We start from the raw sequence: 26,670 nt of genomic DNA, 5'->3' as shown, positions 1-26,670 counted from the left end.
TTGCGAAGGGGCATGTTGCGGGGGGCGGAGGTCATGCGATGGAAAATGGAGGGATTTTTCCATCGCATGACCGGCCGACTGTTCACGCGATGGATTGAAACGGTCCAATGCCGTTCCGTGACCTCGAAATCCTTCGAAATTCCATGCAATGGGGGTCACGGAATGGCAAATGAGGGTGTTTTTCCGTTCCGCGGACTGTACGGGTAATCACGGGATGGCAAGCAAGCGGCAATTTCCATTGCGTGACCGCGGGGTCGCTCTAAAACTCCTGATATCGAGGTCATGGGATGGATTGGAGCGAATCAATTCCATCGCGTGCCCGGCGTCGATATCACGCGATGGAATCAGGACGTACTTTGCCATCGCGTGATCGCGGGTGTTCCCATCGGGGTTGGCCAGCTGGATCATGGGGGTTGGTTATCCGTATTTGAAAGGACGGCCAGCCGGATCTGGATCGTCATTCGACTTTTGCGGATTGTGCATGCACCATCGTGATTATCACTGCATCACGATAGTAACGTAACCTGTTACGTGAACTTGAGGCGGGTTGTTGCGATCGTTTGAACGATCTTTTTCGTTGAAAAATAGCCCGAAACGCCGATGATGAATGCATCTTGACACGATTCAAGGAAAGCGCTTTACTGTAACCAGTTCCGCTTTTGAATGGATTCAAAGAAACATTGGAATGGTTTGGAAGCGGTGCTGAACCGAAGAAGTTTCGAGCAAGGGAAGCAGCAATGACCAAGTCTTCACGTTGGAATGGCAGGAAAGCGGTTACCGGCATCGCGGCCGTGGCCGGCATCGCCATGATCGTCCCGCTGGCCGCATGCGGCGGCGCCAACACCGCGAGCAGCTCCAACGAGATCTCCATCTTCACGCAGAACGCCACGTACGAGGGCACGCTCGACGGCTACGTCGGCAAGTGGCTCAAGGACAAGACCGGCCTGACCGTCAAGGTCACCCCGTCCACCGTCGGCGGCACCGACCGCTTCCAGACCAAGCTGACCACCGGCCAGCTCGGCGACCTGATCGCGTTCAACAGCCGCGACTCGCTCAAGCAGGCCATTGACGCCGGCGCGGTCGAGGACCTGAGCGCGTACAAGAGCAAGTTGCCGAACGCGTTCCGCTTCACCGACGCGATCAACCGCATGACCAAGATGGACTCCGGCAAGGTGTACGCCATCCCGTCCGGCGCCGCGCAGAAGGCCGCGCTCGGCAAGGGCGACCCGGTCAACGTGCCGAGCTTCCGCTATGACTACTACAAGGAGCTCGGCTCCCCGGAGGTCAAGACCTACTGGGACTACAAGGACATCGCCGAACAGATGGCCAAGGCCCACTCCAAGACCGAGAAGGGCGACAACATGTACGCGCTGAGCCTCTTCGGTGGCTGGGACACCACCTCCGCCGGACAGCTGCGCTCCATCGCCACCGAACTGGGCTGGATCACCAACGACGGCGTGAACTCCTACGACTTCATCAACCTGCAGCCCGAGGAGAAGAAGGTCGAAGACATCCTCGCCGACGGCGGCACCTACCTGACCGCGCTCAAGTGGGCCAACTCCATCCACCAGGACGGCCTGCTCGACCCGGATTCCGCCACCCAGACGTGGGACGACTACATGAAGAAGGCCGAGAAGGGCCAGTCCGCGATGTGGGTGTACGGCTACCTCGGCAACCTCAACTACAACCCGGTCAACAAGGACATGACCGCGCAGAACAAGGGCTACGAGCGCGTCCCCAGCGACGACGCCATGAGCTACCAGGCCACCTCCACGCTCGGCTCCAACTGGTTCTGGGGCCTCGCCAAGAACTCCAAGAACAAGGACAACGCCGTGAAGTTCCTCAACTTCATGTACGGCGACGAGGGTTCCTTCGGCTTTGAGAACGGCCCGGAGGGCGTGCTGTGGAAGCGCAACGCGCAGGGCCAGCCGGAGCTGACCGACCTCGGCAAGGGCGACTGGAGCGCCGAAGTGCCTGCGAAGGACGGCGGCGGCAAGGTTCAGGACACCTTCAAGGCCCGCGTGAACACTTCCACCGGCACGCCGACCGGCAAGGACTACGACTTCCCGGTGGTCTACAACCAGTGGGACTCCTACCTCAAGGACAACGCCAGCTCCCTCGACAAGGAGTGGACCGCCGACCATGACGGCGCGCTCAACGTGCAGGAATACCTGATCAAGAAGGGTCAGGTCAAGGGCTTCAAGACCCCGGATCTGCCGTCCATCGAGTACAGCGACCAGGACAAGGTCATCAAGAGCCAGGTCGGCGACGTCATCAAGCAGTACTCGTGGAAGATGATCTACGCCAACTCCGATTCCGAGTTCAACAGCCTCGAGAAGGACATGGTCAAGAAGGCCAAGTCGCTCGGCTACGACAAGCTCGTCAAGTTCGAGACCGGCTACGCCGACAAGTTCTTCGACAAGGTCCAGATGCTCTGATCGCGAATGCGGAACCCGCGTATCGGCCGTTCCGTTCTGCCGACGCCGGTCCGATCGGGGGCGGGTTCCGTTCGGGATTTCGACCGGTATTGCGGCCAGGGTCTCATTCGGGACCGGGGCCGGGAGAAGGGGCGAGTCCTTGTCCGAATGATTCCGGCATGATTCCGAGGTGATTCCGGTATGATTCCGGGATTCAAAACGACCTGTTCCCCGTTCGACGAGCATCGGCTGACGCATCGTCCGAACGGCATCGATTCTTCCTTCTGACGGGGGTGTCAGCGGGAACAGCCAGGGAAGGGGCGAGCGACGCGCAAAGCGCCGCCCGCCCCTTTGCCTGTCCGATCGCCTGTCCGACGATCCGTTCGGCGGAAGTCGTTCGGATGTGCCGGCCGATGCGCTGCGGCGCGGACTCGCCGGACAGACGATGCTGCCGTGTCGTCGCGGCATCGGCGAAATGCACTATGCTGGGTATCAGCAGTAAGAGTAACTGGTTACGCAAGTTGCGCGGCGACGATCGCGCGCAACGGCGACATCACAACGAAAGGTGACGATCATGACTACATCCAACGCCGGCGCCATCCGCGTCTACCCGGCCCCGGCGGGCGCAACGCTGCGCACGGAATACAGCGTCCGCGTCCGTCCGCTCGCCCCTGGCGAAGTCCAGACTGACGACGACGCGACCGCCGAAGGCTGGCAGTCCGTCCCGGTCTACCGCGTCAAAATCGACTCGCACTACGTGCAGGAGTCGTCGATGTGCTACTTCGACTTCTCCGGCCGTGTCGAAGTCGAAGTCAAGGTCAACGGCTGGTTCTACACGTACCGGGCCGACGTGCGCCCGCTGTCGGTTGGCGTCGAGCCGCACGTGCAGCCCGACCGCGTCACGTTCACGCTCGACCATCCCGCCAACCTGAGCGTCGAGCTCAATCGCGAACGTCATCACAACCTGCACATTCTCGCCGGCCGTCTGCTCGACGACTACGATCAGGCCGACGTGACCGTCGAGCACGCGCTCACGATCGGGCCGGAGATCAACGACCAGATCGAGCGCGCGCGTGCCGGCAAGAACGGCGGCGACGAGCGCGTCGTCGTGCGCATCAAGCCGGGCTACTACTACCTGTTCGACGGCGAATGGCGACTGCCGTCGCACGTCGACGTGATTCTCGAAGGCGGCGCCGTGATCGAGGGATCGCTCATCATCGACCATGCCGAAGACGTGCGCGTGCGCGGCCGCGGCGTGCTGTATCTGGCCGACTTCAAGCGCTTCGCCGGCACGAACGGCGTGATGGTCACGTTCTCGAAGCACGTCACGCTCGAGAACCTGATCCTCATCAACCCGCCGCACTACTCGGTGTTCATGGGCAAGTCGCGGGACGTGACGATCCGCTGCCTCAAGTCGTTCAGCTGCGAGGGCTGGTCCGACGGCATCGACATGATGGCGTGCGAGGACGTGGAGATCGCCGACTGCTTCCTGCGCACGTCGGACGACTGCATCGCCGTGTACGGTTCGCGCTGGGAGTACCGCGGCGGCTCGCGCAACGTGCATGCGCACGGCTGCACGCTGTGGGCCGACGTGGCGCATCCGATGATGATCGGCACGCACGGCGACCACGAGCACGACGGCGACGTGATCGAGCACATCAGCTTCGAGGACATGGACGTGCTCGAACACAACGAGTACCAGCCGAACTATCTGGGCGTGATGGCGATCAACGCGGGCGACAAGAACACCGTGCGCGACGTGCTGTGGAAGAACGTGCGCATCGAACGCATCAGCCACGGCCGCGTGCTCGACATCGAAACCAAGTGGAACAAGGACTACAACCCGGCGCCCGGCCGGCTCATCGAGAACGTGCACGTCGAGGACGTGGACGTGACCACCGGCGCGGTGACGGCCGGCGACGAGGAGCCGTCGCTGGTCGGCGGCTACGACGCGGAGCATCCGGTGCGCGGCATCCATATCCGTAACATGCGCCGCGACGGGGTGCGCTGCGCCGCGCTCGCCGACGCGAACGTGCAGGTGCTTGCGAACGCCGCCGACGTGACGATCGAATAGGGGAGTTCGACGATCGAGAGGCTGATTTCGGGGCATGCACGTGTCGGTTTGACGATCGAGAGGCTGTCTTGGCGGGATCGCGAAGTCGGATTCGGCCATATTCGGCCATATGGCGTTGGCTGTGGTCTCTGCGGGACGCCGTTGCGATGATCGGTAGCCTCTCGATCGTCGAACTGACCTCGGCAAAAGGCCAGATCGGCCTCTCGATCGTCGAGCTGAGCATAATCGGAGATTGGAGTGGCGGTCGGACCGGCAACCGTCGTTGCGCGAGATCTCCTAGAGTGGACAGTAAAGGCAACCGTTTACCGATTTGGTAAACGGTTGTTTTGTTTTGGGTGGCCGTATTTTCGGCGTTTCTTGCGATTTGCGTTGGCTGGGGGAGTGGTGTATATTGAAAACCAACGGAAAGCGCTTACCAAATAAAGCCGGATAAAGCAGTGCGACAACGCGGTAGGCGCCGAACGAAGACGAACAAGTCAACAACGTGACTGCAAAGCCGCAATCAGCGAAAGGAACCAATATCATGGCAGACAAGACCATCGGAGTCATTCTCAACGGCGCGACCGGCCGCATGGGCTACCGCCAGCACCTGTGCCGCTCCATCCTGCCGATCATCGAGCAGGGCGGCGTGGAACTGAGCGACGGATCGCGCGTCCAGCTCGACCCGATCCTCGTCGGACGTCACGAGTCCAAGCTCAAGGAAGCCTCCGAAAAGCACGGTGGCCTCAAGTACACCACCGACCTCGACTCGGTGCTCGCCGACCCCGCCTACCCGCTGTACGCCGACTTCCTCGTCACCTCCGCCCGCCTCAACTCCCTCAAGAAGGCCATCGCCGCCGGCAAGGACATCTACACCGAAAAGCCGCTCGCCGAAACCTACGAGGACGCATGCGAGCTCGTGCGCCTCGCCGAGGCCAAGGGCATCAAGACCGGCGTCGTGCACGACAAGCTGTTCCTGCCTGGCCTGCTCAAGCTCAAGCGCCTCATCAAGTCCGGCTTCTTCGGCCGCATCCTCTCGGTCCACGGCGAATTCGGCTACTGGGTGTTCGAGGGCGACTGGCGCGAATCGCAGCGCCCGAGCTGGAACTACAAGAAGGAGCTCGGCGGCGGCATGATCTCCGACATGTTCCCGCACTGGAACTACGTGATCGAAGGCCTGTTCGGCAAGGTCAAGTCTGTGTACGCCGAGGCGAAGACCGAAATCCCCGAGCGCGTCGACGAGCAGGGCAACACGTACCAGGCCACCGCCGAGGACGCCGCCTACGCGATCTTCGAACTCGAAAACGGCATCACCGTGCAGATGAACTCCTCGTGGAACACCCGCGTCTACCGCAACGAGCTCCTCGAATTCCAGATCGACGGCACCAAGGGCTCCGCGGTCGTCGGCCTGTTCGGCGCCGAAATCCAGGTGCGCGACGCCACCCCGAAGGCGTTCTGGAACCCGGACGTCCCGGATCCGCACCACTACATGGACAACTGGCAGGAGATCGCCACCGACGAAACCTTCGAAAACGGCTTCAAGGCCCAGTGGGAGGAATACATCCGCTCGCTCGTCGAAGGCACCCCGTACCCGTACGACTTCGCCTCCGGCGCGCGCGGCGTGCGCCTGGCCGAACTCGGCTACGAGTCCGCCGCCAAGGGCGCCAAGGTGCTCGTGCCGGAAGGCCGCTACTGAGTCCGTCCTGCCGAGTCCGTTCGACCGGTAGACGCGTCGCACGGCGAACGCACCGCGCGACGCGGCAAAACGCTTGACTCCCTCGGCCGGAATGGCCGGCGGCTCCCCGGAACGACTGAACGGCCCGGGGAGCCAAGGGGGGCTGAAAGGAATGCGAATCATGACTGACAACAACATCAACGGCGGCGTCAAGGTCGCGCTCGTCACCGGCGGCAACCAGGGCATCGGCCTGGGCATCTCCAAGCGGCTCGTCGCCGACGGTTTCGCCGTCGACATCCTCGCCCGCCGCGAGGAGCCGGCCGACGTGATGGCCGAACTGCGCGAGATCGCCGGCGACCCGTCCCGTGTGCGCTACGTGCGCGGCGACGTCACCAGCGCCGAGGATCACCGGCGATTCCTCAACGACGCGGTCGAGGCATGGGGCCGACTCGACGTGCTCGTCAACAACGCCGGCGTCGCGCCCACCGAACGCAAGGACCTGCTCGAAGCCACGCCGGAGAGCTTCGACCGCGTGCTCGGCATCAACCTGCGCGGACCGTACTTCCTGACGCAGGCGTTCGCCAACAAGGTCATCGCGCTGCGCGGGCCGATCGAAAACCTGCCCGAACCGCCGGAAGGCCCGGTCGCCACCATCGTCAACGTGTCGTCCACCTCGGCCGAAACCGTCTCGATCAACCGCGGCGAATACTGCATCTCCAAGGCCGGCGTGCACATGGCCACCGAACTGTGGGCCGTGCGCCTCGCCCCCGAAGGCATCGTCGTGTACGAAGTGCGTCCGGGCATCATCGCCACGCACATGACCGCCGGCGTCAAGGACAAGTACGACGCGTTCTTCGCCAACGGCGGCGCGCCCATCGCCCGCTGGGGCAAGCCCGCCGACGTGGCCGGCGCGGTCTCCATCCTCGCCTCCGGCAACACGCCGTACGCCACCGGCGACATCATCAACGTCGACGGCGGCATGCACATTCCGGTGCTCTGACCGGCGAAACGTGTGAAAACACAGGAGCGATGAGTGCTTTGTCGGGTTTAACTGCGGCTTTTATTTTCTTGGCTCCCCTTGTCAGGGGAGCTGTCACGCAGTGACTGAGGGGTAGCCAGAACCCATCACATCAAGTCCGACAGGGTACTAGGATCGCAAAGGACCATCAAGGACCATCCAATGACACAGCACACCATGACCATCGCCGGACACGACGTTCCCGTCGTCGACCGTCAGGCCGTCGTCGTCGGCACCGGATCGGCCGGCTACTGCGCGGCCGAACGGCTGTACGACATGGGCGTCACCGACATCGCGATCGTCACCGACCGCATCGACGCCGGCACGTCGCGCAACGCAGGCTCCGACAAGCAGACCTACTACAAGCTCACGCTGTCCGGCGGCGACCCCGACTCCGTGCGCGACATGGCCGAAACGCTGTTCGCCGGCGGCGCGGTCGACGGCGACGTGGCGCTCGCCGAAGCGGCCTGCTCCACGCAGGCGTTCCTGCACCTGTGCGAACTCGGCGTGCCGTTCCCTCGCAACCGTTACGGCGAATACATCGGCTACAAAACCGACCATGACCCGCGCCGCCGCGCCACGTCCGTCGGCCCGTACACGTCCAAGTCGATGGTCGAGCACCTGCAGAAGGCCGTCGAGGCGAAGGGCATCGAAACGTTCGAATTCTGCCGCGTCGTCGACGTGCTCGTCCACGACGGTCGGGTGATCGGCCTGCTCGTGCTCAACCGCCGCGCCGAACCGGGCACCGACCAGCCGCGCTTCACCGTGTTCCGCACGCCGAACATCGTGTACGCGACCGGCGGTCCGGCCGGCATGTACGCGAACAGCGTGTACCCGAACGGCCAGTGGGGCGCGTCCGGCGCTCCGCTGCGCGCCGGGGCGAAGGGCAAGAACCTGACCGAATGGCAGTTCGGCCTCGCCTCGCTCACCCCGCGCTGGAACGTGTCCGGCACGTACATGCAGGTGCTGCCGCGCTTCGTGTCCACGAACCCGGACGGTTCGGACGAACGCGAGTTCCTGACCGAGGCGATTCCCGACTACGGCCGGCAGCTCTCGCTCGTGTTCCTCAAGGGCTACCAGTGGCCGTTCGACATCCGCAAGGCACGTGACGGCTCGTCGCTCATCGACCTGTTCGTCTACCGCGAAACCGTGCTGCGCGGCCGCCACGTGTATCTCGACTTCCGCTCCAACCCGATGCGTCCGGAGCTCGACGTCGACGCGCTCGCCCCGGAGGCGCGCGAGTATCTCGACAAGGCCGGCGCGCTGTTCGGCACGCCGATCGAACGCCTGCGCCACATGAACGAACCCGCGTACCAGTTCTATCTCGACAAGAATCCGGGCGTCGACCTGAAGCGGGAGATGCTGCGCGTCGACGTGTGCGCCCAGCACAACAACGGCGGGCTCACGATCGACCGCTGGTGGCGGTCCAACATCGACGGCCTGTTCCCGTGCGGCGAAGTCGACGGCGGACACGGCGTGTATCGTCCGGGCGGTTCGGCGTTGAACGAGGGTCAGGTCGCGGCGTTGCGCGCGGCGACCTGGATTGCCGCTCACCGTGCCGATTTGCCGCTGACGGACGACGACGCGTTCGCCGAATACGCTGCGCCGACGGTCGGGCATGCGTTCGACTTGCTCGATTCAGCGTGCGCTCGTGCCGCGGCCGCGGGCGGGGATGACAACGTCGGCACGTATCTCGACGACGTTCGCCGGCTGATGAGCGCGAAGGCCGGCCCCGTGCGCAACGTCGACGACGTGCGCGCCGCACGCGACACGGTCGGCGGCTGGCTCGCCGACTACGACCGCACGGTCAGCGCCACGGCCAAGTCGCGCCGCAGCATCGACCGCGTGTTCCTCGTGCGCGACATCCTGACCAGCGCGTACACGTACCTCGGCGCCATGGCCGAGTACGCCGAGCATGCGCACAACACGTCGCGCGGATCCGTGCTGTGGACCGACCCGAACGGTGCGCTGCCGGTCAAGGGATTCGGCCCGGACGCGGACACGCCGATCGACCTCGACGACCGGTTCAGGTTCACGCTCGACGGCGGGCGACTGGACGGCGAGACGCAGGAGACGACGTTCGTTGCGGGCGGCGCGTCTGATTCGGCCGGCGCCGGTTCCGTTGACGGCGGCGACATCGCCGGCGAAGGCGGCGCGGTGACGTGCGCGTGGCGACCCGTGCGGCCGATCCCGGAGGACGACGACTTCTTCGAGAACGTGTGGCGCGACTACCGCGAGACCGGCAACGTCGACTGATCAGCGTCCGGCTGGTGGCGGCTCGCCGATATTGCGCTGATGACGAGGATGCGCGGGTCGGTGTCCGTCGTTGACGTGCATGATCGCCGTAGGCGACGGCTGCCGACTGCGCACGATTGCAATAATTTTGATACCGCAAAGGAGCTATGTATTATGACCAATCCGATTCTGTCGATGAACCAGGCGACCATCAAGTACGCCGACCTGCGCCAGACCCTCGACACGCTGACCGCCGCCGGCTACCAGAGCGTCGGCCTGTGGCGCGAGCCGGTCGAGGCTGTGGGCGTCAAGGAGGCCGTGAAGATGGTCGCCGACTCCGGCCTGCGCGTGTCCACCATGTGCCGCGGCGGCTTCTTCACCATGCCGGAGGGCGACGATCGCCGCGCCTCCATCGACGACAACCGCAAGCTGATCGAGGAAACCGCCGCGTTCGGCTGCAAGGTGCTCGTGCTCGTCGTCGGAGGCCTGCCGGCGGGTTCCAAGGACCTGATCGGCGCCCGCGCGCGCATCTCCGACGCGCTCGCCGAACTGGAATCCGATGCGCTCGCGGCCGGCGTGACGCTCGCCATCGAACCACTGCACCCGATGTACTGCACCGACCGCGCGTGCGTCTCGACGCTTGGTCAGGCGCTCGACATCGCCGCGCCGTTCGATCCGAAGGCCGTGGGCGTGACCGTCGATACGTTCCACATCTTCTGGGATCCGCAGGTGCTCGACTCCATCGCACGGGCGGGGCGCGAAGGCCGCATCGCCACATATCAGGTGTGCGACTACCGCACCCCGTTCGAGAAGGACGTGCTGCTGAGCCGCCACTACATGGGCGAGGGCGTGATCGACTTCAAGTCCCTCACCGAGGCCGTGGCCGCCACCGGCTGGCGCGGCGACATCGAATGCGAGATCTTCAACCAGGCCGTCTGGGACACCCCGTTCGACCAGGTCGCCGCCCGCGTCTCCGACGCCTTCGACAAGGAGGTCGCGCCCTACTGGCCGGTTCAGGCGTGATGCGGCCGGCGCTTGCCTGAAGTTTCTTTGTTGTGTAGCTGCATAAGCGGTCCCTCGCGCGTGGATGCGTGCGGGGGATCGCTTTTTTGTCCTACAATGGGACTGTTGCGAGTTTGCATGGGTTGCGTGGATACGGAGGCTGGGATGAGCGCGACGAATGATGATGTGCGGGCCGACGTTCCGCGCGACGACTTGCGTGACGACGACGGGCGTGCGGCGGAGTCGATTCCCGAACAGCTCGACCGGTTCTTCGAGGAGCTGCGCCGTATCGACGTGGCGTTCGCCGACTACGGCCGCCGTCTCGGCGTGGCGACCAGCGTGATGTGCATCCTCGACTATCTCAACGACCACGACGGCGCCTCGCAGAAGGACATCCGCGAGTACACGATGCTGCCAAGGCAGACCGTCAACAACGTGATCTCCTCGTTCGTGGAGCAGGGGTACGTGACGCTCGGCGAAGCCGGCGAAGGCGCCGGTGGAGCGGGCGACAAGCGGGTCAAGTCGGTGCGCTTCACCGAAGCGGGCCGCCGCTATTGCAACGCGCTCATCGCCCCCGAGCGCGCCGTCGAATACCAGGCGATGAGCCAGCTTGACCCGGCCGAACGCGACGCCCTTGTGCGGAGCATGGAAATCTTCGGCCGCGAATTCCGCCGCCGCCTGCGCGAGGCACGCGTCTGATCGTTGCCGCACGTCATGCGATTCCGAGGGACTCGCCGTGGTTGACTTTTGTCCCAAAGTGGGACAATATGGGGTGGTGTGCTCGCAGCAAGGACGATTGCGGGCGCGTCGACAACGACACGACAACGACATAGAGACACTAGAGACACTTTTAGGGGAGTGGATACCACATGCGGCTGGTCGCACGTTTCATGAGACCATACTGGGGGCTGTTCGCGCTGACGCTCGTACTGCTGTTCTTCGACGTGATCGGCGCGCTCGTCATCCCCACCTTCGTGGCCGAGCTGCTCAACGAAAGCGCGTCCGGCGCCACGCTCGACACCATGATCGCCACCGGCGTGCAGATGGGCGCCGCCGCGCTCATCTCCGGATCGGCGGCCGTCGCCGGCGGCTGGTGCTGCTCGCAGCTGACCAGCAAGGTCGGCAAGGACATGCGCATGGCCCTGTATAGGAAGTCGCTCGACCTGTCGATCTACGACTTCCGCAACTTCGGCACCGCGTCCATCACCACACGCACCATCAACGACATCGTCAACATCCAGCTGGCCATGACCAACGTCATGGGCATGCTGCTGCCCGTGCCGATCATCTTCGTCATGGCGCTCACCCTGTCGTTCCGCCTCGACGTGGGCATGTCGCTCGGCCTGCTCGCCGTGATCGCGTTCGTGTGCGTCGTCGCGTTCTTCATCATGCGCAGCGCGTCCCCGCTGTTCCGCCGCCTGCAGAAGCTGCTCGACCGCATCGGCGCCGTGCTGCTCGAAAACCTGACCGGCGTGCGTGTCATCCGCGCGTTCGGCAAGGAACGGCACGAACAGCACCGCATGGATGACACGTTCACCGACTACGCGGTCACGTCCATCAAGGCGAACCGCCTGTTCGCGAACCTCGACGGCCTCGCGTACTCGGGCATCAACGTGTTCGTCGTCATCGTGTACTTCATGGCCGGCCCGCGCATCGACGCCGGCGGATTCCAGATCGGCGACATCACGGCCATCGTCGAATACTCGGTCATGGCATTGTTCTACCTGATGATGGGCCAGATGGTCATCATCACCCTGCCGCGTGCTCTCGAATGCTGCGAGCGCGTGCGCCTCGTGCTCGACCACAGCCCGCAGATTCTCGACCCGGCGCCGGCCGACGCGGTCGACATGGCCGGTCGCGGCCCGCTTGCTGACGGCGAGGTGCTCGCGTTCCGCGACGTGACGTTCCGTTTCGCCGACGCGCAGGAGGATGCGCTGCGCCATGTGAGCTTCTCGTGCAAACGCGGCCAGACGACGGCGATCATCGGCGGCACCGGTTCGGGCAAATCGACGATCGCGATGCTCGCGATGCGCTTCCACGACGCGACGTGGGGCGAGGTCACGCTCGACGGCGTCGACGTGCGCCGCATGAGACAGCACGACCTGCGCACGCGCGTCTCGTACGTGCAGCAGCAGGCGTGGCTGTTCTCCGGCACGATCGCCGACAATCTGCGCTACGGCGACCGCAACGCGAGCCGCGAACGGCTCGATCATGCGATCGACGTCGCGCAGGCGCGCGAATTCGTCGACTCGCTGCCCGACGGGCTTGATTCGCGCGTCGCGCAGGGCGGCACGAACTTTTCCGGCGGACAGAAGCAGCGGCTGTCGATCGCACGCGCGCTCGTCGGCGACGCGCAACTGGTCATCTTCGATGACAGCTTCTCCGCGCTCGACTTCCGCACGGACGCGGCGCTCAGGCACGCGCTCGCCGAGGAGACCGACGATCGTGCGGTGCTGATCATCGCGCAGCGCGTGAGCACGATCCAGCACGCGGACCAGATCGTCGTCCTGTCGGACGGCGAGGTCGCCGGCATCGGCAAGCACGACGAACTGATGCGCACGTGTGCGGTGTATCGCGAGATCGTCGAATCGCAGACCAAGGAGGCCGCCGAAACGGGCGGTGAGGTGACACAGGCGACACGGCAGGACGTGGCCGAGCTTGCGCGAGCCATTGCGGAACCGACCGACACAACGCCGGACGCAACGCTGGGAAAGGAGGCGTGACATGGAAGAGAACGAACTCGAAGCGCCCAAGGACGCGATGGGCACCGCCAAGCGGCTGTTCGCGCAGCTCAGGGAGCAGCACGTGCGGCTCGCGATCGTGGCCGCGTCGATCCTGCTGTTCACGTTCTTCCACATCGCCGCGCCCATGTACAGCGCGATCGTGGTCGACGCGATCTGGAACGCCGTGCAGGCCGCGTGGAAGGCCGGCACGCCGTACACGCTCGACTGGAACGCGGGCGGCGTCGGCTGGCCGATCGTGACGCTCGCCGTCCTGTACGCCGGCGAGGCCGCGTTCTACTACCTGCAGTCGTATCTGATGGCGTCGGTGGCGGAAAACCTCAACCTGTCGCTGCGCAAGCAGATCAGCGCGAAGATCCAGCGCCTGCCGCTGCGCTTCTTCGACCGCAACAAGCCGGGCGAAGTGCTCAGCAAGGTCACCAACGATCTCGACCGCATCAGCGAGGTCATGCAGACCGGCCTGCTGCGCCTGATCACCGCGATCACCACCATCACCGGATCGCTGGTGATCATGGTCTGGTATTCGTGGCTGCTCACGCTCGTGTTCCTGTGCTTCATGGCGTTCAGCCTGTGGGTCACCAAGCTCGTCGCGCGCAAGAACCTCGAGGTCGCGTCCGCGCGCCAGGAAACGGTGGGCGAACTGACCGGCCTTGCGGAGGAGTACTACAAGGGCCGCAACATCATCAAGGCGTACAATCGCGAGGCCGACAGCGTCGCCGCGATGGAGGACGCCGCCGAGCGCACCCGCCGTGTCGCGCAGATCGCCGACTTCATCACCATGTCCGTGAACCCCCTGATCCGCATGATCTCGCGCTTCTCGCAGATGTTCGTGATGGTGCTCGCCGGATGGATGGTGATCGGCGGGCGCATGAGCGTCGGCGTCGCGCAGGCGTTCTTCCAGTACGTGATCCAGGTGTCTGAGCCGATGACCGAGGCGAGCTACATGATCAACTCGCTGCAGTCGGCGCTCGCCTCCGCGGAACGCACGTTCGCGCTGCTCGACGAGGACGAGGAGAGGCCCGATCCGGCGCCGGAGCTTGCAGCGCACGTGCCCGAGCCGGTGCGCGGACGCGTCGTGTTCGACCACGTGCGCTTCGGATACGAGCCCGACAAACCGCTCATGAAGGACGTGAGCTTCGTCGCCGAGCCCGGACGCAAGATCGCGATCGTCGGCACAACGGGCGCGGGCAAGACCACGCTCATCAATCTGCTCATGCGCTTCTACGAGATCGACGGCGGGCGGATCACGCTCGACGGCATCAGCACGGCGGACATGACGCGCGGCGAACTGCGCCGCGAATTCGGCATGGTCCTGCAGGACACGTGGCTGTTCGGCGGTACGGTGGCGGAGAATCTCGCCTACGGACGGCCGGACGCGACGCGCGAGCAGATCGTGGCCGCCGCGAAGGCCGCGCGCGCGGACTATTTCATCCGCACGTTGCCGCACGGCTACGACACGATGCTCGACAACGAGGCGGGCAACCTGTCCGTCGGACAGCGCCAGCTGCTCACCATCGCGCGCGTGTTCCTCGTCGACCCGCCGATCTTGATTCTGGACGAGGCGACCAGTTCGGTCGACACGCGCACCGAGGCGGAGATCGGCAAGGCGATGGCCCGGCTCATGGCCGGACGCACGAGCTTCGTGATCGCGCACCGCCTTTCGACCATTCGCGACGCGGATCTGATCCTGTACATGGAGCACGGCGACATCGTCGAAATGGGCGACCACCACAGCCTCCTCGCCGCCGGTGGCCGCTACGCCGCGCTGTACAACTCCCAGTTCGCGTAATCCTGTCCACATATCGCAGCGCGCACGGCCGGGGAGGCGGGCGGCGGCGTATCCTCGCTGAGGTTGCGCGCCGCGGACATGCGGGCGTGAGAATGCGAGGGAGGATGCGCGCATGATTGCCGGATTTTCGGTGCTGACGCTGTTTCTGATTCTGCTGGCCGGCATCGGCGCCGGATTCGTCGGATACGCGGTGGGCGCGTCGTCACTCGTCTCGTATCCGGCGCTGCTGGCGCTCGGCATTCCGCCCGTGCTGGCGAATGCCAGCAACACGGTCGGTGTAGTCGGCACCGGCGTTGGAGGCCTGATGGGCGCGCGCAAGGAACTCGCCGGGCAGACGCTGCGCTCCGTCACCTACATTGCGATCGGCGCGGTGGGCGGCATTCTCGGCGCGCTCCTGCTCCTCGGCCTCGACCCGAGCGTGTTCGAATTCCTCGCGCCCGCGCTCATCCTGTTCAGCGCGCTCATGATCGCGTTCAACCCGCGCGGCCGCATGCAGGCCAAGCAGGCCGCGATCGACGCGCAGGCCCAGCTTGCCTCGATGCAGAAAATCGAACAAGATTCAGCCAAGACGGGTGCGCCGGGCAGGGCGAACGAAGCGGGCAAGACGAGCGTGTCCGGCAAACCGTCAGCCGCAACGAAACCGATCAGCCCGGAAGACCAGCCCGTGCAGCCCATGCGACAGGACTCGTGGTGGGTGTGGCTCGGCGTGGTCGCCGTGGCCGTCTACAGCGGCTACTTCGGCGCAGGCGCCGGCACGGTCGCGCTCGCCGTGCTCGACGCGGCCAACATCGGCCCGTTCCACAAGATCAACGCGCTCAAAACGCTCATCGGCACGGGTGCGAACATCACCGCGTCCGTCGTGTTCATCGTGCGCGGCGTGGTCGACTGGCCCGCCGCGATCATGCTGTGCATCGGCTGCTTCATCGGTGGCTACATCGCCCCGCCGATCACACGCAAGATCCCGGCCAACGTGATGCGCGCCGCGGCCGTCATCGCCGGCATCGTGCTCACCATCGACCTCGCCGCCAAAACCTACTTCTGAGCGTTGCCGGGGCTTCGAAAGGCCGCCGCGGTATCGTACGTAACGCGGAGATGGTCCCACGGTTTGTGTTCGTTGCGGGGATCCATCGCGTGAGGCATATCGGGCGGACCTTCGGAGAATTGCCTCGCTAGGAGCAGCCTTGGCGGGGCAAATCGCCGGAGGTCTGGCTGTTGTGCTGCGCTGAGGGCTCTTAGCGGGGTGGATCGGTTGGGCCTTCGGAGGATTGCCTCGCTGGGAATGGCGTGAGCGGGGTGATTCGCCGGAGGTCTATCTGTTTCGCCTTGCTGAGTGTGCTTGACGGGGCGGAATGGCTGGACCTTCGGAGGATTGCTGCGCTGGGGGTGGTGTGAGCGGGGCAAATTGCCGAAGGTCTGTCCGATTTACCTCGCTGGAATCGGAAGACGGACCGAGAAATTAAGCCGAGAGACTGAGCCATAAGCGCGGCTGTAGCGTCCCATAAGCAACGCGTATAGCCACGCCGGAGTGCGGGCGGGAATCGCCCGGTATAGTCGTGCTCGGTTGCGGGAAACACCACAACAACGGAAATCCCGTAACCGCCGAACGCCGGACAACGTTCGGGCAACAGACAGCACAGACAACATCCCAAGGAGGTGCGCCATGACGAGGTTCAACACTCAGCTGGTCCACGGCCTGCCGGTGAACGACAACAACACCGGTGCCGTGAACCCGCCCATCTACAACTCATCCACGTATGCTTTTGAATCGGTCGAGACGATGCCCCGCTGGGATTATTCGCGCAGCGGCAACCCGACCCGTGAGTTCCTCGAGCGTCAGATCGCGCAGCTCGAGCACGGCACACGCGGCTTCGCGTTCGCGTCCGGCCTCGCCGCGATCCACGCGGTGCTGAGCATTTTCAAGCCGGGCGACCGCATCGTCGTCGGCAAGAACATCTACGGCGGCACGTACTCGCTGTTCAACGAGTACTTCGCCGAACGCGGCATCACGTTCGAGCCGGTGGACACCGCCGACTACGAGGCGCTTGACGCCGCGGTCTCCGGCCGTGCGCGCGTCACGTTCGACGGCCGCGAGCTCGAGGCGACCACCCCGGCCAAGGCCGTGTACTTCGAGGTGCTCACCAACCCGCTCATCCAGGTCAACAACGTGAACCGCATCTCCGCTGTCGCGCACCGCCACGGCGCGATCGCGATCGTCGACAATACGTTCGTCACGCCGTACCTGCAGCAGCCGCTCGATTTGGGCGCGGACGTGGTCATCCACTCGGCGACCAAGTATCTGGCCGGCCATTCCGAGGTGACCGCGGGACTGGTCGTCGTGCTCGACGACGAGATCGGCCGCAAGATCTACTTCGCGCAGAACCGTTTCGGCGGCGTGCTGCAGCCGGCCGAATGCAACGACGTGCGTCGCGGCATTCAGACGCTCGCCCTGCGCATGGACCGCCAGCAGGCGAACGCGCAGGCCATCGCCGAATATCTGCTCGCGCACCCGCTGGTCAAGACCGTGCACTATCCGGGCGTGCAGCGCGACCACGACAAGGTACTTGCCGAGAACGGCCTGCGCGGCTTCGGCGGCGTGCTCTCGTTCGAGGTCGTGCCGGGCGTCGACCCGGGCGTGGTGCTCAACAACCTGCATATCTTCCGTCTCGCCGTGAGCCTCGGCGCGGTGGAGAGCCTTGCCGAATTCCCGGCGCGCATGACCCATTTCGAACTGCCGAAGGAGGAGCGTCTCAAGGTCGGCATCACCGACGAGCTGATTCGCCTCGCCGTCGGCATCGAGGACGCGACCGACCTGATCGAGGATCTCGGTCAGGCGCTCGACAAGGCGTACGAAGTGTACGTGCGCGACCACGCTGAGGCCGAGTCGCTCAGCCAGCTCGCGTCCGGCGTGTTCGCGTGACGGGAGCGTGACTTGGCGTATCCGCAACGGTTGGGGGATTGTTGCGGATACGCTGATATGGATCGTTGCTGCGTTTCGCTTGCTTGAGTACGGACGGGCCGTCGATGCGACCGGATTGGGGGAATTTGGTCACGTTGGCGGCCCATCGTTGCATGATTGCTGACTGATCGCCGTTGTCTGATGGTCGCCGTTGTCTGATGATAGCCGTCGGTCGTTGCGACGGGAGAGAACAGTGGACATGACCATGATGTCTGCGGTCGCGGCAGGGAGGAACTGTCGTGCGGATTACGACGGAACGGTCCGAATGCGCCCATTATCTGTGCCGATACCTCGCCATAAGAAACGGTTGTATCGATCAACCCGTGTCGGGGCGTACGATTCTCTAGACTGAACCACAGTTTGTCGTTTGTTCGCCGGAACGTCAGCAGACGTTTCCGGCAGAGGGGAGCAATCCATGTCGTCCCAAGCCGCGAGCCAGGGCAGCCAGACCGGCCAGTGTCAGGGCTTCGCCACGCAGGCCATCCATGCCGGCTACAACCGCCAGAAGAATGCGGACGCCGTAAGCGTGCCGATCTACGCCAGCGCCGCGTTCGATCTGGAGGACGCCGCCCGCGGCCGCGCGCTCGCCGCCGGCGACATTCCCGGATTCGAATACTCCCGCGTCGCCAACCCGACCGTCGACGCGCTCGAACGCCGTCTCGCCGCGCTTGAGGGCGGCGTCGGCGCGGTCGCGCTGTCCAGCGGCATGGCGGCCGTCTCGTACGCGCTCATGTGCGCGGGCGAGGGCGGCGGCCGCATCATCGCGCCGACGAACCTGTACGGTGCGTCCGTCGACGCGCTCGGCGACTTCCTGCCGCAGTTCAACATCCACGCCGACTTCGCGCACAACATCAACGATCTGGCCGAAGTCGAGTCGCTCATCGGCCCGGACACGCGCGCGATCTACGCGGAAACCGTCGCGAACCCGTCCACCGAAATCACCGACATCGAACCGCTCGCCGAACTCGCGCACCGCCACGGCATCGCGCTCATCGTCGACAACACGGTTCCCACCCCGTATCTGCTGCGCCCGATCGAATTCGGCGCGGACATCGTCGTGCATTCGACGACCAAGGGCATCACCGGCCACGGCAACGCGATCGGCGGCGTGATCGTCGACGCTGGCCGTTTCGACTGGACGAACGGCCGCTTCCCGCAGTTCACGCGCGAAGAGCAGGTCATCGCCGACGGCGACGGCACGCTGCGCAGCTTCGCCGGCAAGTTCGGCAACGAGGCGTTCATCAAGCGCATCCGCGTCAAGTACCTGCGCACGTTCGGCGCGGTGCAGAGCCCGTTCAACGCGTACCTGCAGCTGCTCGGCCTCGAGACGCTGCCCGAGCGCGTGAGCCGCCAGGTCGCGTCGGCCACGGCCATCGCGTCGCATCTGACGCGCACGCCGCACGTCGTCAAGGTCAACTATTCCGGTCTCGGCAACACGCCGCAGTTCGAGCTCGCGGCCAAGTACTTCCCGAACGGCGTGGGCCAGATCCTCTCGTTCAGCGTGGACGGCGATGTGAACAACGTGCGTCGCATCCTCGACGGCACGAAGATCTTCTCCTACGTGCCGAACATCGGCGACGCGCGTTCGCTCATCGTCGACCCGGCGAACATCACGCACCGCGAGGTACCGACCGCGTGGCGCGTGGCCGCGGGCGTGAACGACAACCTGTTGCGCCTGTCCGTCGGCTTGGAGGACGTGAACGATCTGATCGCGGACCTCGATCAGGCCATCGCGGGCGCGTACTGATTTCGTTCTCTGCGTCGTGTGATTGCGGGCTTCTCGGCTGTGCCGGGGAGCCCGTTTTTGTTTGTTTCCGCTGTTGTTTCCGATTGCGCCCGATTTTGTCCGGTTATAAGGAGTGCCACCGGCCGCGGGTGCCGGCGGCAAGGCCCCTCCCGTGCGGCGGATGCGCGGGAGGATACAAGGGCCGGGAAGGGAACATGCGGTATGTGGATCAACGACAAGGGCGGCTACGATTATGCGATTCAGCGGATCAGCGATCATCGGTTCTGCGCGAACGGCGACTCGGATGAGGCGTGGACGAGCGACTATGACGCCGTGTGCTTGGCGGAGGGCATGTCGGGCCCGGAGTATTGGAGAGATTCGGTGTGGGACAGGTTTTCCTGTTTTCTGACCGACGACATCACCGCGGAGACCGACGATGACTGGCCGGAGGATTACGCCTACGAGCTTGCCCGCAATCATGTGAGGGAGGGGTACCGTCTGGTCCGCCTGCCGTTCCTGAACGAGGAACTGTATTTGACGGACGAGAACGGCCGTGATTACGAGGAGGGCGAGTCGCCGTTCTTTGACGAGGATGACAACATCGACATCGTTGCCGTGCGCGACTACGTGTTCGGCAAGGGTGGGGCGATCGCCCTGCCGGGGGAGAAGGTACCGAAGGACGCGTATTGGGCGGCTTGCGGCGCGAAGGAGCTGCGGTGGCGGCTGTGCCCGATCGAAGATGGCACGGATCCCGAGGGCGGTTTGGACGTGCTGACGCCGGTTTCCGCGCGGTCGGCGCGGTCGGCGCGGTCGGCGGGCTCGGCGGGTTCGCGTTCGGCTGTTTCGGCTGGTTCCCGTGCCGCCGCGGCGAGTTCGAAGGGCACGCGCGTGCAGACGTCGGACCAGTCGATTCGGCGGATGATGGACGGTCTTGATGACGAGATTGACGAGTACCTGTCGCAGAGTTCGTGGTCGTACACGGATTCGTTCGCGGTGACCGGTCCGCGTGGCTGCAAGACCGCCGACAGTGCGGCGCGCGCGTTGCAGCAGCGCATTGACGGCTGGGATTACCGGACCATGCGGCTCAAGGTCGTGCGCTTCCGCGACGTGCCGGAGCCCATGCCCGGCGCGGACGGCAAGCTCAAGGGCGCGATCGTGTTCCAGCGTGACAGCGTGGGCGATCAGGTGCAGTATCGCGTCTCGCATTTGGGCATGTGGTGTCCGCGCAGGGCTGCCGAGTTCGCGTGGGCCGATCAGGAGCACGCGTATCTGCGCGCCTCGTTCGAGATGGCCGATGACGGTTCCGTGTCGCAGCGTGTGAACGGCAACTATTTCAGCATTCACGCCGGGTTCAGCTACGACGAGTTGGCGAAGGCGGGTCTGATTGCCGGGGAGGATGATCCGGCCGGTGATCTTTCGGATGACGTGCTTGGTATTTGGGATCGGACGACCGGTTGGGTGCTGCCCGTGCCGTTGGATTCGGTGATCGTGTGGCGCGCGTTCGGCGAGGGACGTTCGAATTGCCTTGACGTGTATTGCGGACGTAAGTGGCGTGTGGACCATCGCCGGTGGGCGCTGTACTACGGCAATGATCCGGGCGACCTGTCGGAGGTGAAGGTGCGTGTGCGCGCGTTGGAATCGCAACTGGAACTGTTCCTCGTGATGAACAGCCCCCGCAACCCCTGGAATACCCGCGGCGAATGGGATGACTGACTCCATCCATCCTTCGGCTCCCCTTGTCAGGGGAGCTGGCTCGCGTAGCGAGACTGAGGGGTAGTCATACCCATCGCATATCGAAAACAGTACTGATCTAGAAGGAAACCACTATGGAAGCAGCAACAAAGCTAACAACGCAAGTAAAGCCGTACACCACCCCAGACCGTCAGATCGATGGTGGCAACTTCGACGACGAGTTCTTCGGCGGCGGAGGCGAGGAGCACTCCTGTGAGTGGGAGGAAGGCATCTGCAGTCGTCTCGGCACCTGCTATATCGGCAACCCGTGCGGTGATCCGAAGTGCGAGGCCGTTCACCTGCACTACTACTGCCTTCGCCACTATGGTCTGGAGCTTGCGCGCATCCTCAATCACCTCCAATACTGCAACGGCTTCGACAATGCCCACACACCCGAGGAATGCCATCTTCTCATCCTCCGCCACATCAGCGAATGGGGCCGCCTCGACTCCGCCGACTGATCCGTCTTTTCGTCCCCGTCTGCTCATTGGTTCGCAAGCACCGATGAGCAGACAGTGACGTTTTTCGCGGGATGATTGTTACACAAATGATGAGTAAGCGGAGAATGAGAATATACATAAATGATGAGCAATGGCTCGGTGTGCGCAATTTCGGTGCCGAAGATCCGATCGGTGAACTTTCGAAGTCACTGCGTATGAGTCAAGTTTTTAAGCTGGTGATTTGCGACTTGTTGCAGTATGGTTGCGGTCTGTTTCCGTCCGTTCCTGGAATGACATTGTTCGAGCCAAAAACTGACACGTGTAACAATCTGTCGGGGGGATGGGGGTATCTTAATCACTTAGAGAATAGGACTATTTCGATCAAGAGTGATCAGGAAAGACACGAAGTATGGTTTTTCGTCGTAACCACGGTGACCGGCACGCGCGCTGGATCAAGGCCACGGCACTCATCACCGCCGTCCTCCTAGGCCCCCTCTACGCCGGCGTAGCCGTCGCCGACGACTCCACCAGCACCCTGACCCCCCCCCTCAGTGCTGACCAAGTAACTGAAAACCAGTCCGCCACTTCCAAGGATTCCACCCCTTCAACTTCGGACGGTTCTTCCAACGCTGTCCCCGAGCCAAACGACGCATCATCCTCCGACGCATCTATCTCCACCCCGTCCAATTCGTCCACCTTTTCAAACGACGATTCCGCTTCTGCCGACTCGGACACTTCCAGGGACAAAGCTGTTGCCTCTCAAAGCGCGGATCAAACCGATCAAACCAACGAAGCGGCTCCCGCCGTCATCAATGGTTGCGATGCTGTCGCCGACTGGACTACGCTTAAGAGTTGCGTGACTAATGGTCAATCCGGCATCGTCACCATCGCCAAGACCATCACAGTGCCCAACGGCGACCCGGTCACCATAGCCGGCGACATCACACTTACCGCTGCCGCCGGTGTGGATCCTGCCCTGACCACTGCATCCACGGGCAACGCTCTGTTCATAGTGGATAGCAACCGCACCCTCACCATCGGTCAAAACAAGAATGACGCCAGCTTTTCCTACAAGAATGGTAAGCGTCGGCTCGTTCTCGTGAAGGAAACCGGTGCTGTGACTATCAACAACGGTACGTTTTCCAACATAAAAACTCCAGAGAACTATGGCAACGGCTCTGTGGTGAACAACAACGGCGGTACGCTCACCATCAATGGCGGCAACTTCTCCGGCAACAGCGCGTCTGTAGGCGGCGTGATCTACCAGTACGGCGGTTCCACCATGATCTCCAATGCCACGTTCACAGGTAACACGGCGAACGCAAAGGATGGTCAGATGGGGGGTGTGTTCTATCAGAACGGTGGCTCTCTTACCATCGACAGCGGCGAGTTCAAGAATAACAAGGGCTGGCGTGGCGGTGTAATGTACAGCGATGCCGGCACCATCACTGTACATGGCGGCACCTTCGACGGTAATTCTTCGAATATGGCCGCAGGCGTGTTCATCCAGAACAGTAACACGGGCACTATGACAGTGGATGGCGGCACGTTCGAAAACAACTCTGCCGGCTCCAAAGGTGGCGTAATCCACAACAATGGTGCTTTGACGATCAGCGGCGGCACTTTTACCGGCAACAAGGCACTTGGTGCCGGCGGCGGCGCCATTTCGCAAGATCGTGGGTCTACCAGCATTATCGCCGCTATAGGTGATACAGACACCGATACGACTGATACTGGCATCACTTTTACCGGTAACAAGCAGACTTTCGAATCGAATGGTCAGTCTGTTAACTGTACGAATAAGGACCCCCACGGATGCCGTAAGATGCGTGGTGGTGGCGGCGCTATTCGCTTGGATGGCGGTTCCTTGACCATTCAGGGCAAGGTAACGTTCGATCACAACTATTCGCGCGCATACGGTTGGGGTGCCGGTGGCGGTGCGATATACGTGCAAGGAATTTTGTATATCCGCAACGATTCGCAAGGAAACAAGCCTTCGTTCGATTATAACTGGTCTGGTATCTACGACACACAGTATGTGACAGGTGCCGACGGGAAAGAGCAGACTCCTAACGGCGGTGCGGGTGGTGCATTGTTTGTACAGGATAGCAAGGATAGCAATGTAAAGTCCACTGCTTATCTGATGGGTGGTTCATTCACGAACAATTCTTCTGGATACCTTGGCGGCGCCATTTATACCGAGGAGGATTCCACAACTTATATTGCTAAGGCAGTAGCCAGTAGCAACATCGCTGGTCATTTCGGCGGTGGCCTGTGGTTGTGCCCCTCGGGAAGCGGTGAGACCTCCAAGGGCGGCAATATCGCTTTGTTCGATAATTCGGTCGATAAGTCAATTGATCCGAACCAGGAGAATCAGAATCCGAATACTGAGCCTAAGGATGGTAGCGAGAGCTCGGCTGATGGAACTGAAGCCGGCAGCGATTTCGCGATTATGAATCCATACCACAAGAAGCATGATGATACGAGTTTCATGCTGATGGATACGTGGTTCACCAATCGCACGGAGTCCGCTGTCACGTGGTATCGCGACGGTATCCCCGTTCGGAATGCTAGCGGATACGACGATGAATATCAGAATCCTGATCATAGTGATTGGGGTGTTATCGAACCTCCGGCTGGTAACAATGTTGCCGTCACCAAATATGGCGGACGGTATGAAGAGAATGGAACCAATGAGAAGATCAACAAGTACACGGATCATATGTATAAGTTGACTTTGGGTTCCAACCATGGCAGCTATCAGACAAAAGCGGAGTTTCATGACCGCGGCATTGCATTGAAGGCCGTGGTCACTGGTTCAGCCAAAGAACAGCAGGCCAAGAAAGACGCTGCCGCGAATACCGCCGCTGTTGTCATTACCGGCAACCGCGCGCGTCTGTCCGGTGGCGCATTCGGCACGAATGGCAGCGTGCTGTTCTCGACGCCGTGGATTGCATCGTGGAGCAAGGTGGACAGTAAGGATTCCTCCAAGCAGTTGGCGGGTTCCCAGTGGGATCTGACGACACAGACCAAGACCGTAACCGCTGACGATGTGCGTTCGACCGCGAATACGGAAGAGGAAGCCATGATCGCGGCGGTAAAAAAGTCCGGCGTGAGTGGTCCCTATAGCATCGATTACTATCCAACGCTGTGCACAGCAACATACGATGATAATGGAACAATCTCCGCATATGATTCCGGATATACGGCAGGAAGATGTTGGAAGCCGACCTTTGAAAACTATCAGGCCCAATCTGGTAAGGATCAAACCGGCAAACCGAACATTACCGTTTCATTCACTTCCGTGACGTTGTCCGCGGTCGTCATTGATGACATGGGCAAGAGCGGAACCTATATCGGATTCGATAACAATCCGGAAGCGGGCGGATTCGATTTGAACAATCTCGCGCCTGGAACGTACACTCTCAAAGAACGTGTCGCGCCTACGGGTTACGAACTTAATCCGCGTGAGTACCAGTTCAATATCGTCAATGGGCCGGCAAAATGGTATGAGCTTGATTCGAACGGTGATCAGATCACTAACAACGGATTTGTCAATACGGACATCAACATCCCCGACAAGGCGCTCCCGGGCGTCTCGTGGGGCAAGGTCGATGCCGATACGGCTGAGAAACTGCCGTACTCCGAGTGGACAGTAACCAAGTACCAGTCCGATGGCACAACGCTTGACACCAAGTCCCGCTGGATCGTGCAGGACTGTGTTAAGGTCACGGACAAGGATATTGATTGCGTCAACGCAGAGAATGGTGACGAATATCTTGCTGATCATTCTAACGATGCGGGCAAGTTCAACATCAGCGGTCTGCAGCCGGGCAAGTATCTGTTGCAGGAGGCTGTTACTCCGGAAGGGTATTGGAGCCCGGAGGACGGTGATCGGTACGAGTTCACGATTCCCACGTCGACTGATTCGACGCAGCCGACCGTGAAACTGACGAAGATCGGTACGGAAACGGAAGTGACCGATATCACCAACAAACTTCCGCAGATCGCATGGAAGAAGGTCGCCAAGGACAGCGGCGCGGTGATCGCATCGAGCAAGAGTTCGTGGACGATCAGCGGGCCGGAGGCTGTGGTTGTGCAGGACGATGTCGAAACCGATGTGCCGGCTGGAGACGCTGCTTCGGTGACGGCTGCGGTTGTGGATTGCCAGTCGCTCAATGGATCGACTGATCCGTGCAACGGTCATGCCACCGGCTTGCAGACGCAGACCCGTGCCGATGGCATGACCGTGTATTCATACAACGATCTGAACAATGATTTCGGACAGCTCAAGGTGTCCGGGTTGCAGCGTCCGACTTCAGAACAGACGGCTCGTGGCATCGTATTCCGGTATACGCTGACTGAGACGTCCGCTCCTGCCGGCTATGTGAAGTCGACTCAGCAATACGTCTTCACCATCGGAGCAACGGAATCCACGTCTTCATTGAACTTGGGAACGACGTGCTCGGCTGAAGTTGGTGGAACGAACTGCATCCCCAATGTGCGTATGGTGGCGGCTTTGCCGTTTACCGGTGGTTGGGATGATCGTGACTGGTTGTGGTTTGGCGGTGCGTTTGTGGCTGCGTCGGCGTTGGTGCTGGCGTTGTCGAACGAATATCGCCGGCGCAAGGCGGTGATCGCATGATCGCGCGTCATTGTCACGATCCGGGCGCGGTTCCTTAGCGATGATGACGCCCAATAAGAAAGAGCGCGGCGAAGCCGCTTTGGCTCCCTCGGCTGAGGGAGCTGGCACGACGAAGTCGTGACTGAGGGAGCGTCGCACCCATCACCTCAAAAATCAAAGATTTACGCGGAGAAGGGCGCACTCACCGCCCATAACCGCAGCCAATACGTACCTCAATAGAAGAAGGAAAACAGAAAGAGGTT

The 26,670-nt window shown here is 62.5% G+C and carries 15 protein-coding genes; all 15 read left to right on the top strand.

What is annotated here, in order from left to right:
- Nucleotides 1-737 precede the first annotated feature (737 nt).
- The 15 genes from KIH79_RS02140 to KIH79_RS02070 all read left to right on the top strand — a co-directional run bounded on the left by KIH79_RS02140 (nt 738) and on the right by KIH79_RS02070 (nt 26,428).
- Complete coding sequence (locus KIH79_RS02140; protein ID WP_219057874.1) at nt 738-2,438, top strand: ABC transporter substrate-binding protein; 1,701 nt, start codon at nt 738-740, stop codon at nt 2,436-2,438.
- 553 nt (nt 2,439-2,991) lie between these two features.
- Nucleotides 2,992-4,491, top strand: a complete 1,500-nt coding sequence (locus KIH79_RS02135; RefSeq protein WP_219057873.1) for a glycosyl hydrolase family 28 protein — start codon at nt 2,992-2,994, stop codon at nt 4,489-4,491.
- Nucleotides 4,492-5,014: 523 nt separating this feature from the next.
- A complete protein-coding gene (locus KIH79_RS02130; RefSeq protein ID WP_219057872.1) occupies nt 5,015-6,166 on the top strand; it encodes a Gfo/Idh/MocA family protein in 1,152 nt (383 codons plus the stop codon).
- A 160-nt stretch (nt 6,167-6,326) separates the two neighbouring features.
- Entirely contained in the window at nt 6,327-7,145 is an 819-nt protein-coding gene (locus KIH79_RS02125) for a 3-ketoacyl-ACP reductase (protein ID WP_219057871.1), read from the top strand.
- Nucleotides 7,146-7,325: 180 nt separating this feature from the next.
- Complete coding sequence (locus KIH79_RS02120; protein WP_219057870.1) at nt 7,326-9,419, top strand: FAD-binding protein; 2,094 nt, start codon at nt 7,326-7,328, stop codon at nt 9,417-9,419.
- A gap of 153 nt (nt 9,420-9,572) precedes the next feature.
- A complete protein-coding gene (locus KIH79_RS02115; protein ID WP_033492457.1) occupies nt 9,573-10,421 on the top strand; it encodes a sugar phosphate isomerase/epimerase family protein in 849 nt (282 codons plus the stop codon).
- 144 nt (nt 10,422-10,565) lie between these two features.
- On the top strand, nt 10,566-11,099 hold the full coding sequence (locus KIH79_RS02110; protein ID WP_219057869.1) for a MarR family winged helix-turn-helix transcriptional regulator: 534 nt from the start codon (nt 10,566-10,568) through the stop codon (nt 11,097-11,099).
- A gap of 170 nt (nt 11,100-11,269) precedes the next feature.
- The gene (locus KIH79_RS02105) at nt 11,270-13,123 is read left to right on the top strand and encodes an ABC transporter ATP-binding protein (protein WP_219057868.1); all 1,854 of its coding nucleotides are present in this window, start codon (nt 11,270-11,272) and stop codon (nt 13,121-13,123) included.
- A gap of 1 nt (nt 13,124) precedes the next feature.
- Nucleotides 13,125-14,930 (top strand): ABC transporter ATP-binding protein, encoded by a 1,806-nt coding sequence (locus KIH79_RS02100; protein ID WP_219057867.1) that lies wholly within the window; start codon nt 13,125-13,127, stop codon nt 14,928-14,930.
- A gap of 112 nt (nt 14,931-15,042) precedes the next feature.
- Nucleotides 15,043-15,972 carry a sulfite exporter TauE/SafE family protein gene (locus tag KIH79_RS02095; protein ID WP_219057866.1) on the top strand — a complete coding sequence of 310 codons (930 nt, stop codon included), beginning with the start codon at nt 15,043-15,045 and terminating at the stop codon, nt 15,970-15,972.
- Nucleotides 15,973-16,590: 618 nt separating this feature from the next.
- Nucleotides 16,591-17,847 carry a trans-sulfuration enzyme family protein gene (locus KIH79_RS02090; protein ID WP_219057865.1) on the top strand — a complete coding sequence of 419 codons (1,257 nt, stop codon included), beginning with the start codon at nt 16,591-16,593 and terminating at the stop codon, nt 17,845-17,847.
- A 454-nt stretch (nt 17,848-18,301) separates the two neighbouring features.
- Nucleotides 18,302-19,633, top strand: a complete 1,332-nt coding sequence (locus KIH79_RS02085) for an O-acetylhomoserine aminocarboxypropyltransferase/cysteine synthase family protein (protein ID WP_219057864.1) — start codon at nt 18,302-18,304, stop codon at nt 19,631-19,633.
- Nucleotides 19,634-19,834: 201 nt separating this feature from the next.
- The gene (locus KIH79_RS02080; RefSeq protein WP_219057863.1) at nt 19,835-21,325 is read left to right on the top strand and encodes a hypothetical protein; all 1,491 of its coding nucleotides are present in this window, start codon (nt 19,835-19,837) and stop codon (nt 21,323-21,325) included.
- A gap of 113 nt (nt 21,326-21,438) precedes the next feature.
- Nucleotides 21,439-21,804, top strand: coding sequence for a hypothetical protein (locus tag KIH79_RS02075; protein WP_219057862.1), 366 nt, complete (start codon nt 21,439-21,441; stop codon nt 21,802-21,804).
- 388 nt (nt 21,805-22,192) lie between these two features.
- Nucleotides 22,193-26,428: a SpaA isopeptide-forming pilin-related protein gene (locus KIH79_RS02070; RefSeq protein WP_219057861.1), complete on the top strand. Its 4,236-nt coding sequence runs from the start codon at nt 22,193-22,195 to the stop codon at nt 26,426-26,428.
- The last annotated feature ends 242 nt before the right edge of the window (nt 26,429-26,670 follow it).

It is taken from the genome of Bifidobacterium miconis (assembly GCF_019331735.1).
Classification (GTDB): domain Bacteria; phylum Actinomycetota; class Actinomycetes; order Actinomycetales; family Bifidobacteriaceae; genus Bifidobacterium; species Bifidobacterium miconis.
Note: the sequence above shows the minus strand (reverse complement) of the source record. Positions and strands in the feature narration are given on the sequence as shown.

Coding starts and splice junctions, on each gene's coding strand:
- KIH79_RS02070 (WP_219057861.1), top strand. CDS start 22,193: ATGGTTTTTCGTCGTAACCACGGTGACCGGCACGCGCGCTGGATCAAG.
- KIH79_RS02115 (WP_033492457.1), top strand. CDS start 9,573: ATGACCAATCCGATTCTGTCGATGAACCAGGCGACCATCAAGTACGCC.
- KIH79_RS02135 (WP_219057873.1), top strand. CDS start 2,992: ATGACTACATCCAACGCCGGCGCCATCCGCGTCTACCCGGCCCCGGCG.
- KIH79_RS02095 (WP_219057866.1), top strand. CDS start 15,043: ATGATTGCCGGATTTTCGGTGCTGACGCTGTTTCTGATTCTGCTGGCC.
- KIH79_RS02130 (WP_219057872.1), top strand. CDS start 5,015: ATGGCAGACAAGACCATCGGAGTCATTCTCAACGGCGCGACCGGCCGC.
- KIH79_RS02105 (WP_219057868.1), top strand. CDS start 11,270: ATGCGGCTGGTCGCACGTTTCATGAGACCATACTGGGGGCTGTTCGCG.
- KIH79_RS02080 (WP_219057863.1), top strand. CDS start 19,835: ATGTGGATCAACGACAAGGGCGGCTACGATTATGCGATTCAGCGGATC.
- KIH79_RS02075 (WP_219057862.1), top strand. CDS start 21,439: ATGGAAGCAGCAACAAAGCTAACAACGCAAGTAAAGCCGTACACCACC.
- KIH79_RS02090 (WP_219057865.1), top strand. CDS start 16,591: ATGACGAGGTTCAACACTCAGCTGGTCCACGGCCTGCCGGTGAACGAC.
- KIH79_RS02140 (WP_219057874.1), top strand. CDS start 738: ATGACCAAGTCTTCACGTTGGAATGGCAGGAAAGCGGTTACCGGCATC.
- KIH79_RS02125 (WP_219057871.1), top strand. CDS start 6,327: ATGACTGACAACAACATCAACGGCGGCGTCAAGGTCGCGCTCGTCACC.
- KIH79_RS02110 (WP_219057869.1), top strand. CDS start 10,566: ATGAGCGCGACGAATGATGATGTGCGGGCCGACGTTCCGCGCGACGAC.
- KIH79_RS02100 (WP_219057867.1), top strand. CDS start 13,125: ATGGAAGAGAACGAACTCGAAGCGCCCAAGGACGCGATGGGCACCGCC.
- KIH79_RS02120 (WP_219057870.1), top strand. CDS start 7,326: ATGACACAGCACACCATGACCATCGCCGGACACGACGTTCCCGTCGTC.
- KIH79_RS02085 (WP_219057864.1), top strand. CDS start 18,302: ATGTCGTCCCAAGCCGCGAGCCAGGGCAGCCAGACCGGCCAGTGTCAG.